Source organism: Candidatus Eisenbacteria bacterium (genome assembly GCA_018831195.1).
Taxonomy (GTDB): Bacteria; Eisenbacteria; RBG-16-71-46; order CAIMUX01; family JAHJDP01; genus JAHJDP01.
In genome coordinates, this window is the sequence record JAHJDP010000084.1 from 148,886 (window position 1) to 158,363 (window position 9,478).

Genomic DNA, 9,478 nt, shown 5'->3' on the forward strand with positions numbered 1-9,478 from the left:
CTTTGGGCTCGCCCTCTTGTCGATTTCCCTCCATCCGATCCCTCCCGCGATTCTGGAAGAGGGCTTCAGCGGAATCGATGCGGCCTTCATCTCGGCGCCGCTGGGTCTCTGTCTTCTGCTCACCGGCATTTCAGCCGGATTGTTTCTCAGCCCCGCGATCCGCCGGATCGTCAGCCGGGCGATCCCGCTCGAGGCGGAGGGGCCGGTGTCCGCGGCGGCGATGGTCCTTTCTGTTGATCTCATCGGTGTGAGTGTCGCTCAGCTCATCACGTTGCCCGCCCTCTTCACACTCTCACTGAGCACGCTGATTACGCCCACCCGGATTTGGGTCCAGAGCCTCAGCTTTATTCTTCTCGGATGGGTGGGTGTCGGGTTTCCCCTGAGACGGAATCTCCGGGATTCGTTGCAGCGTTTGGGTTGTCTCCCGCCGCGTCCGCGAAGGATATTATTGGCGATCGTCGCGGCGGCGGTCATGGTTCTATTGAGTGGGGTTATGGATACGGTGTGGCGGAGTCTTGATGCCGCGGGATTCGCCGTCTTCGAGGAACATTTCGGGAGGTTTTTTGAGGCTTTCCACTCGACCTGGGGCCTTCTGACGGTTGGATTGGCCGCCGGGATCGGGGAAGAGATACTGTATCGGGGCGCGATACAGCCCAAACTGGGTCTTCTTCCGACATCGATACTCTTTGCAGTGATACATTCTTATTACGGCCTTTCTCCAGCCTTCGCGTGGATATTTCTTTTGGGTTTGGGCTTGGGATATCTCAGAAAAAAAACCGATACAACAACCTGCATACTCTTTCACGCGGTCTACAATATGTTTTCTTTCTTTATGGGAACACAGTGAGAACTATCGAAGATGAAATTCACTGAAGATAAGGATTATGCTCCTTCTCATCCTTGAGGATAGTGACCGGACCATGCCCCGGTATGATCAATGTCTCATCCGGGAGGATGAGAAGCCGCTCCCGGATCGATTGCATCAGCTGTTCGTATGAGCCTCCCCATAGATCGGTGCGTCCGATACTGCCCATGAAAAGAACATCTCCGCAGATGAGAAGGGGATGGCGCTGGAGTGGGAGGCCGGCCGCGGATGACAACCCCGCTTTGGCGCCGGTCCAAGTTCCTTCGGCCTCTTCAATCGTGACACTTTCAAAATAGAGGCAGACACCACCGGGAGAGTGCCCGGGGGTGTGGATGATCTTGCCCATGTTCTCCCCGAGGGAAATGGCCTGGTTGTCCGCCAGCCTTGCGGTGATCGGCGTGTCCGGAGGCGGGGCGCATCCCAGCCATTCGGCCTGAGCCTGCTTCATGTCATAGAGGGGCTGATCATCCGGGTGAAGAAAAACATCGACTCCGAGGGCTTCCCGCACGGGCGCCACGGCGCCGATATGATCCAGATGGGCGTGTGTCAGAATAATGGCTTTCACCTCAAGATGGTGGCGCGCCAAGGCGTCTAGAATCGTTTCGGGCTCTTCACCCGGATCGATGACCAATGCCTCCCGGGTCGCGGCATCACCCAGGATAACGCAATTGCATTGAATCGGTCCGACAGGGATGACATCGATAATCATTTCTTGCCAGCGCTCCCCTCAGCAGTGACTTCCACGGCCCGGCCCAGGCGCACGAAATGCAGGTATGAATGGATCTTTTCCGCCCCCCAGAGTTTCCGGGCGGCAAGCTCATAAAGATTGATCTGGAGCGTATAAGTCTGAACCCGTCTCGTCAATTCATCATCGTTCTTAATGAGGTCGGATTTGTAATCCAAGAGATTCCAATCCCCCGATGTATCGGGCCAGAGGAGATCGATCTGCCCCTGGAGCATCGTCCATTCTTTCCTCAGAATTTCTTCAGGAACATCGGGCCAGGACCTTGCCGGCAATCCAAAGAGATCCGGCATCCGGGGCCCGAGAATCGTCTGAAGTTCGAAGAGATTCAGTTTGAGCGTAAAACTGGTTTCGCGGTGGACATCCGACGGATTTTTATTCCACGCCCGAAGTAGGGAGAGGCCTTGTTCTGAATTGTAAAAGGATGTCAGCCAATCCAGGAGATCCTCATCCAGAATCCGCGAACCGAGGTGATGCTGTTGAACTATTTCCTGCACCGGGCCGGCGAGGGTTTCGTTCGTTATGGCGCCGTCAAGCGCAAGGGTGCGGGCCAGTTGATCCAAATCAAGCTGTTCGAGGATGGTATGAATATCCGAACCGAGATGCCGGGGGGCGATGTCCCGGTCTTTATCATTCCGGCCCGCCGCAGGCGCTTCGCCCGCGGGCTTAATAAAAGTCGGGGGCCAAACCCCGGTGGTATCTTGATCCGCAAAGGGGAGCGCGGCGCCTTCCTCCCAGGCCTCCCGGCGGCGCCATTCATCGGCCTTCTGCTTCAGCTCGGTCACCCAGTAGCGTCCTTGTACATTGTGAAGCCAGGGCGCGTCATAGACGGTTTGAATCGCCGACTTCCAGCGCTCTTCCCGCTCTTGATCGGAAGGGTCCCCCTCCGTCCGGGACGGCAGCGCCTCGCGGCGCCGTATCCGTTCGCGGGTCGGGGAGGGCAGGGGATTCGCCGGCTGAGCGGGAAAGAGGCGGTCGATCTCCGTTGTAAAAGTGAGGCGCCGGTCGACATCCACCGGCGCGCCGAGGAGAACGGGAAGAATCCACCCCGTCAGCGCTGAATTGCCGGCAGGGTTCGAGAGGGCTTCGGGGGACAGGGGCAGGGGCTCCGGTTGATCCAGGTGCTTGTCGCTGATGGGTGATCCGACAAGGATCAGTTGTTCCCTGGCCCGGGTGAGGGCGACATAGAGGATCCTCATCTCCTCATAGGTACTCCGTCGTTTCTCGATCTCTTTTAACGCCCTATGAGCGACGGTCGGTAGCTTAACAAAACTGTCCGGTTCCAAAATATCCATGCCGAGACCGTGCGCGGTGGCGACAAGCGGCGCCCCATCGCGCCGGCCCTGCAGGCGCCGGCCGAGTTGCGCCACAAAGACAACGGGAAACTCCAAACCCTTCGCCATGTGAACCGAGAGGATCCGCACCGTGTCGCCCTCTTCCGCCGCGCCGGGTGTCTGCGGCAGTTCGCCCGCTTCCACCTGAACGGCGTCCAGCCAGGAGAGCAGGCCGGTGAGGGAATGACCGTGATCGATTGTGTAGGATTGTACAAGATCGACCAGCTTCTGAAGATTCGCCTGGCGCAACCGGCCCTGCGAGCGTGTTCCCATCACGGCGGGCAGGCCGGCTTCCTGCAGGATCCCGGCCACGACAATGCCGAGTTCATCGCGGCCCAGACGCCCGCGCCAATCCCTCAGCTTCATGACGGCGACCCGGCACAGGCCTGCCAACCGATCGCGGGCTTGCGGCGGGAGCTTGCCCTCCTTGCCCACCAGTTTCCGCTCGACCTTGGCGGCCATCGCCTTTCTTGGGGAATTCGTGGGGGAGTGGGACTTTTCATCACCATCAACCAGCCGGTGCATGGCCGGCCAAAGATGCCGGGCCTTCGGGAAGGCGATTCTGAGAAGGGCCAGATCATTGTCTTCCCAGCCGAACGAAGGCGAGCGGAGGGTGGCGGCAAGGGGTATATCATTCAGCGTATTGTCCAGGGTGCGGATGAGATTCAGCGCCGTGTCGATTTCATCGGTTTGGAAGAATCCCGCCCCCCGGCCGACGATCGCGGGGATCCCTTCGCGGCGGAAGATTTTCAGGAATGTCTGCCCCCAGCCCGTGCCCGGACTGCGCATGAGAACGGCGATATCTCCCCAGCGGGTTTCGCGCCAGATTTTCTTTTCCGGATCCCAAATCCGGCGTCTTTCCAGATTCACCAGCTCCTTTATCCGGCGGGCGATCAGCAGCGCCTCGCGTTCCGGTCCGCTGCGAGGCCGGATGGGCGGATCCTCTTTATCGCCGTTCACGCCCTCATTCTGCGCCTCGCCGCGCGGCGGTGGGACAATCATATGAAGTTCTACAAGTGGATCCTCGGGTGGATTCTCCGGCGGACCCGCTGATGATTCTCCCGGCGGATGGATTCCGAGCCGTTCGTACCGGATTCCCGGGTTGAGCGCCTGCCCTTTCCAGGGAGCGCCCAGGGTTGTTTTGTTAAAGAGATGGCTGAAGAGCGTATTCACAAAATCCAGAACCGGCGGCCGGGATCGGAAGGAATCGTTGATCTGAATCGAGGTGTTCTCTTCGATGAGCCGGCTGAAGATCTCGGGCGCCGATTGGCGGAATTGATAAATGCACTGCTTCAGATCGCCGACGAGAAACTGGATCCGGCCGCGCGTCAGGCGATTGATGATCCTCGCTTGCAGGGGATTGATATCCTGAAACTCGTCAACGAGAACATGATCGAAACGGCGCGCCGGATCGAGTCCCATGCGCCGCTCATCATCCAGCAGACGGGCCGCGCGCAGCTCAAGATCAGCGAAGTCGAGAATCCCGCGCCGGGTTTTTACACAATCGTATTGCTTCATGATCTCACGAAGCACATCGGAGAGCAGGGCGCTGAAGCGTGCGATTTTTTTCTCCTGCTCCAAAAGATCTGCAGGCGCCGCCGGCAGCCAGGCGAAAGCGCTCTTTTCTATCGCTCTTTTGAACGCCTCCTTTTTATCCTTCGCCGCGGGGGAGAGATTCCTGGTGTTCGGGAGGCGGGCTTTCCACCCCGCTTCGGCGACGGCGCACCCGGTTGAAAGGAGGACATCGCGCAGACGCCACAAATCCTCAAAGGAATCATCCGGCTCCGGGAGCGCGGCCAGGCCGGCCGCGGCCTCCTGAAGCTCAATCGACTTCGGGGTCAACTTTGCTTCATTCCGCAGCTGTTCCGCCAACTCCCGTCCCGTCCGCCGGATCCATTCCAGGTCCCCGACGGCGAGCCCGCGATAAAGGCCGCGATAATAGACAGGGTCTCCTCTGCCATAGAGATCCAGAACCGCCCCGGGATCTTCGGAAGCGCGGACCGTATGAAGGAGTTTTTGTAAAAGGCCGTGAATACCGTCATCACGGGCCGGGCAGAGGTCCGCCAGCCGGGCGAAGAGCGCGCCGTGCTCATCTTCGTAACGGCGGTCGACCACCTCGCGTATCGTCTCGCTCAGCAAAAGGTCGCGCGCCGTCTCATCGAGGAGGTGGAAGCCCGGGTCGATGCCCGCCGTCACAGCCGATTCGCGGAGAAGCCGTGAACAGAAGCTGTGAATTGTGGAGATATAGGCGCGGGGAAGCAGCGGCAGTACGGCCCGCAGGACGGGATCATCGGCCTGCGCCACCTCTTTGTACAATCGGTCCCGAAGCTGGTCGGCCGCCTTGCGTGTGAAGGTTATGACGAGGAGCCGATGCGGATGGGTGCCGGTGCGGAGAATCTGCAGGGCATGCTCGACCAATACGGCGGTTTTTCCGGTTCCCGCCCCGGCCGTCACGAGAAGGTTCCGGTCCAGGACCTCGATGGCGAATCGCTGGGCATCGGTCCATTTCTCACTCATGATCCGCCTCCGGAGGCATTGCGGGTTCCGGGTGGCGATGCCGGATGGGGCTGCGCAGCGGATCGAAACGGCAGAGCGAGCGGGCCTCGCAATACTGGCAGGGCTTTGGATCGCCTTGGCTGGCGATGCCGTAGGGAACGGCTCCGATTTCCCCGTCCAGGATCCGCCCGCCGAATTGGGCTGTATAAGCGCGCGTCAGGTTTAACAACTGGGTCATCTCTTCGGCGCCGAGGCCCGTTTTTCCGCCGCGGCTCAGGCCGTGAACAAAGCAATGGCGCGGATCATAAGCTTCCGCCTCTTCGTCGAGAATGACACCCCGCTGGCGGATATCGAGCGGATTCTCCGGATCCCCCTGTTTCTCCTCACCGATCGGTCCGGGAAGGATCCCCACATAGAATGCGCCGGCCGGTCTGAGTTCGAAAACCTCCTGAAGGGCCAGCATATACAATCCGGCCTGCAGTTTTTCGCCTCTTTCCAGAACGGTCCGGATGGTCTCATGTTGGCGGCCCGTTTTGTAATCAAGCACGACGGCCCGCCTGCCGGCCTGGGTGTCGAGCCGGTCGATCCGTCCCCTTAACTCGATCGATCGTCCGCCCGCCGCGCGGATGACAAGGGCCGGCTTGCCGCCCTCTTCCTGTGGAAAACCAAAGGCCGCTTCGGCCAGCAACGGCTTGTACAAAGATTCGGCGAGCCGGTGCGCCTCGGCCCGGGCGTAATGGGTCAGGCCCCGCCGCCCGCGGTCCCACTGATAGCGGGATGGGGCGTCGAGGGTGAAGGCGAGGAACTCCTGCGAATCCCGCAGGGTCTTGAAAATGCGCGACAGCAGTTCCTCGACATTATTGGGATCCGGGGTGGCGCCGGGACGGCCGAAGAGGATTTCCAGGGCTTTATGCAGGGCGTTGCCCGTGTCACGCGGACGGGGCACCGCTTCAGGACGGGGTTCGATTCTCAAAATCTTGCGGACAAAGAGTTGATAGGGACAGCGGGCGAAGGTTTCCAATCCGCTGGCGGAGGTCTTAAGCTTTGAGCCGGGATAAAGCAGGGAGAGGATCTCACGATCAAGTTTCCAGGGGCGTTGATAGATGAGGGACCGGCGTAGAATTTCAAAGGACTGCGGATGGGACGATGCGCCGGCGCAGAATTCATTGTACAAGCGATCGAGATTCATGGGCGCCGATCCCATTACCGCGCGGGCTGATCCGGCCGCCGCGCCAACCTGTGGCGGCATCATTCCCGCTGTTGGCGCCGCTTCTCCCGCCTCCTCCGCTTCGATCCGCTCAGAAAGGCCGCTCCCCACCAAGGTTGTCAGCTCCTCTAATGTCTGCGGGTCGAGGATCTCTCCATCACCGCCGGGAGAAGCGATTTTCAAGCCCAGCCTCCGGGCCAGGCCGGTCAGGTAGGGCGAGGCATGCAGCGAATCCCCGGTCGCCGTCGCCGCCGGATAGGTCAGGCAGAGCCGTTCGCGGGCGCGTGTCAGGGCGATATAAACGAGATAGGCCTCTTCATCCTGGCGCGCCTGCGGGGAAGGGCCCATGGACAAGCCTTTCCGGGCGAGATCCGCCTCTTCATCCTCCGAAAAGAGCGGCCGGTCGGACACGGTGCGCGGTACGGCTTCCGCCGTAAATCCGCCGAGAATGGCGGCCCGCGCCTCATTCACGCGGCTGCGTTGAAAATCCCCGATCGTGACCGCATCAAGCGACTGCGGTGTCCGCCCGAGGCGCAAGGCCTGCAAACCTTCCCGGAGGAGGGCAGAGAAAAGGGCCGGCGTGACGGGAACATCGCCCATAAGGCGGACGCCTTCTTCAAGAAAGGCCGCGGTGCGGTCGACGACCTGACGCGCCAAAATCTTTTCTGCGGGCGTTTCCCCGGCATGAGGCCGGTCTTCATTGTATAACTCACCATTGCGCCGCTTCTTATTGTACAACGTTTCGATGAGGTTTAATTGATCAACCAGCTCAGTGAGACCGGAAGCCGCCTCGCGAAAAGGAATCGTCTCCTGACTCCAGCGTTTCTCGTAATCCTCAACCCGCAGCAGGATCTCTTCACGCACCCGGTTCCCCAAATCGCACTGTATTCTTTGAATCTCAAGTTCCTGCTCGACGGATTCATAGCGCCGCTCTTCATCATCCGGCTCTTCGATCTCCTCTGTTTCGTCCGGATTATCCTCCTCAACGCGGCGGCGGCGCGGCAGGATCATGGCCTCCCAGGGCTTGGCGGTCCAGCGATGGAACTCGATGCCGTACTGCAGCGAAAGATTTTCGACGAGATCGGCCTCGAAAGGCGTCATCTCCAGCAAGGGCGAACGAAGCAGCGACATCACGGCGTCACGGCTCCACCGCCGTTCGATAACCGCGAGGATCGACAGAAGGGCCGCGGGAAAGGGATGGGATGTGATATCGATAGGAATATCGAGAAAGAAAGGAATGTTATACCTGGGAAAGATCTCCCGCAGAAGGCCGATGTAGCCTTCCGGTTCCTGAACAAGAATCACAACATCCCGGTAGCGGGGGGGCGCTGCATTGGGACCCCGGGGCAGATCCCCCAGACGGATCCAGCGGTCAATACGCCGCGCCCAATGTAAAACCTCATCGGCCGGATGGACCGCAGCGACCGCTTCGATGACCGCTTCGGTATCGCCGAGGGTTATGCCCGGCTGACCGGGTCCAATCGCTTCCCTCTCGACCCTCTCGAGGTCGTTCTTCAGAAAGCGCGGCCGCCCCGGCAGCGGCACCAGGGCCGGCGCCCCCCCTATCTCACGGAGCGCTTCCTCGAGAATGAGGAAGGTCCGGGCGGTCGGGCTGAAGATAGGCCGGTTCAGCTTGCGATAAACCAAGGATGGAAAACCGGTTTCGGGGTAGAGCCCCATCGCCTCCGCGGCGGCGGCCTCTTCACGATAGATCTTTAGATCGGCTGGATCGAGACAGAGGGCGACCACCAGCCGGGAAGCCTTTTGCGCCAGGGTGCAGAGCATCCGGATCTCCGGCGCTGTGAAGCTCATAAATCCATCAACGACAATCTCTTTGCCGGATACGAGGGCCCCGCTTTCCTCGATCCGCTCCACCGCCATATCGAGGCGGTCTTCCGGATCCCTTAAACCCTGCTCGGCCAGGAGCTGCTCGTAGGCTTCGAGGATCCGGCCCAAGCCACGGAGTTTCTGAAGGGTTGATCCCTCGCCCGTGGGGTCATCCGTCACGTCAAAACTTATCAGCCGCTGCGCCAATGGCTGTTCTGGATCCCGCGCATGCCCCCGGAGATCCCGGATGGTTGTCGCCAGAACCCGGATGAACCCCTCTTTCCCCTTCTGCGACGCCAGTGGACCCAGATTTTCAGCCGACACCCGCTCCATCACGAGCCGGAGCAGCATCTCCCGTCCGCCCGGTTCGACGGTTTTCGGAAAGGGATCACCGGCGGCTTCGAGCAGATGGGTCAGGCGATTGAAGCTGAGGATCCGAACGTGGCGGGATCCCTCCAGATCACCGGAGAGCAGCAGGCGGTCGGCGGTATAGGTGAACTGCTCGGGGACGAGAAAGATCGTCGCCCGGCCCTCGCGCTCCCGTTGCCGGAGCGTGTCGAGACAGCGGGCGGTTTTTCCCGATCCCGCGGGGCCGATCAAGAATTCGACAGGCATCGTGCTGCTTATGGTGGTGCGGAATCAGCGGAAAGTGAAGGAGGGAATTCAGGGCATGAGTTGAAACTGCGAAAAGCGCCCATCAAGATTGTCTTGTGCGCTGCGCTGAACCCACATCCCCGCGTTGCCATTTTGTGATCTAGCTCTGAAAGCGCCGAAACCTGTTGGTAGAGAATACCCTACGGAACTTCGGACAATCGGGGATCATGTTCGAAAACGAAGATTAGATCTCGGACTCTCCCAACAGGATTTACACTTTCATGGTAAAAGCATGCGATAGATTGGACTGCGGAGGTGAAGCCACAACCAGTTCAGACTATGCTTGGTTGCCAGAAAATGACGAGTGGCCGAAGCGCGTTCCGGATGGAATAAACACGGCGCCTCTCGTTCTC

4 protein-coding genes are annotated in these 9,478 nt (G+C 60.0%); 1 reads left to right on the forward strand and 3 read right to left on the reverse strand.

The features are described 5' to 3' along the window. Positions 1–472 precede the first annotated feature (472 nt). On the forward strand, positions 473–847 hold the full coding sequence (locus KJ970_14450) for a CPBP family intramembrane metalloprotease (GenBank protein MBU2692118.1): 375 nt from the start codon (positions 473–475) through the stop codon (positions 845–847). A gap of 19 nt (positions 848–866) precedes the next feature. On the opposite strand, the gene KJ970_14455 is transcribed toward KJ970_14450, so the two are convergent. Genes KJ970_14455 through KJ970_14465 form a run of 3 tightly spaced genes read right to left on the reverse strand, consistent with a single transcriptional unit; the run spans position 867 to position 9,086 of the window. After that, a complete protein-coding gene (locus KJ970_14455; protein MBU2692119.1) occupies positions 867–1,574 on the reverse strand; it encodes an MBL fold metallo-hydrolase in 708 nt (235 codons plus the stop codon). After that, positions 1,571–5,458, reverse strand: coding sequence for a UvrD-helicase domain-containing protein (locus tag KJ970_14460; protein MBU2692120.1), 3,888 nt, complete (start codon positions 5,456–5,458; stop codon positions 1,571–1,573). Before KJ970_14460 ends, KJ970_14455 begins: the two co-directional genes overlap by 4 nt. Further along, positions 5,451–9,086 carry a PD-(D/E)XK nuclease family protein gene (locus KJ970_14465; GenBank protein MBU2692121.1) on the reverse strand — a complete coding sequence of 1,212 codons (3,636 nt, stop codon included), beginning with the start codon at positions 9,084–9,086 and terminating at the stop codon, positions 5,451–5,453. The genes KJ970_14460 and KJ970_14465 overlap by 8 nt, the downstream gene beginning before the upstream one ends. Between the last annotated feature and the right edge of the window lie 392 nt (positions 9,087–9,478).

What these genes read in the sequence shown, in the direction of transcription:
- KJ970_14450 (MBU2692118.1), top strand. Translation starts at nt 473, where the DNA reads ATGGTTCTATTGAGTGGGGTTATGGATACGGTGTGGCGGAGTCTTGAT.
- KJ970_14455 (MBU2692119.1), bottom strand. Translation starts at nt 1,574, where the DNA reads ATGATTATCGATGTCATCCCTGTCGGACCGATTCAATGCAATTGCGTT.
- KJ970_14460 (MBU2692120.1), bottom strand. Translation starts at nt 5,458, where the DNA reads ATGAGTGAGAAATGGACCGATGCCCAGCGATTCGCCATCGAGGTCCTG.
- KJ970_14465 (MBU2692121.1), bottom strand. Translation starts at nt 9,086, where the DNA reads ATGCCTGTCGAATTCTTGATCGGCCCCGCGGGATCGGGAAAAACCGCC.